At 64.2% G+C, this 1007-nt stretch carries 1 protein-coding gene; it reads left to right on the top strand.

Annotated features, from left to right (window positions below; translation table 11 throughout):
* Nucleotides 1–39: 39 nt before the first annotated feature.
* A partial coding sequence (locus tag B3849_RS02725) for an N-acetylmuramoyl-L-alanine amidase (RefSeq protein WP_286779787.1) occupies nucleotides 40–1007 on the top strand: 968 nt, incomplete at its 3' end.

The following is a 1007-nucleotide window of genomic DNA, read 5'->3' as shown; positions in this document are numbered from 1 at the left end:
ATCCCTGCCGCAACCACCCCGAGCAGAACGGTGACAGGCATGCGTATTCTTCCCATTATCGCAACGGTTTGCGCGCTGTCCTTGCCAGCGTCCGCGCAGGATCTGACCGCGCTGGCGCGGGTGGACCCTGCCAAAAGCGCCATCTCGGATGGTTGGTTCGGGGGCACGACGCTGACGCTTGGGCTAAGCCAAGGGGTGCCGTTTCGGGTGTTCTTGCTGGATGATCCGGCGCGGCTGGTGGTCGATTTCCGCGAGGCCGACTGGAGCGGTGTGAACACCAAAGACCTGCTGCCTGAACCCGGACGGATTACCGGTCTGCGCTTTGGCCCGTTCCAGCCCGGTTGGTCGCGGCTTGTCGCGGATCTGGCCGAACCGATGATCCCGCGCGAGATCGGGATGCCGGTCAACAAGGGTTCCGGTCACGCCACGCTTGAGATCGCGTTGACATCCGTCACCCCCGAGGAGTTTGCCGCCGCCGCCGGTGCGCCCGTTGATCCGGCGTGGACCATGGCGCTGGCCGCACCGCCCAAGGCGGTTGCCGACCTGAAAGAGGTGCCGTTTCGGGTGGTGCTGGACCCCGGTCACGGGGGCGTTGATCCGGGGGCAGAAACAGATGGTATCCTGGAGAAAGACCTGATGCTGTCCTTTGCTCAAGCGCTGCGCGACACATTAGTCCGCGATGGGGTCGATGTGGTGATGACGCGCGACACGGATCATTTCGTCGCGCTTGAAACCCGCGTCGCCATTGCGCATCAGGCCGAAGGCGATCTGTTTATCTCGCTCCATGCGGACAGTTTGCAGCACGGCGGCGCAAAGGGGGCGACGGTCTATACGCTGTCGGACGACGCCAGCGATACTGCCACCGACCATCTGGCCGCACGCCACAACCGCGCCGATATTATCGCAGGGGCCGACCTGACCGGATCGGATGACGAGGTCGCCAGCGTGCTGCTTGATCTTGCCCGCCAAGAGACAGAGCCGCGATCGGTTGCCGCCGCTAAAGTGCT

Source organism: Sulfitobacter sp. UBA4523, assembly GCF_002388305.1.
Taxonomy (GTDB): Bacteria; Pseudomonadota; Alphaproteobacteria; order Rhodobacterales; family Rhodobacteraceae; genus Sulfitobacter; species Sulfitobacter pontiacus.
The sequence above is the reverse complement of the archived record's forward strand: the minus strand, read 5'-3'. Positions and strand labels throughout refer to the sequence as shown.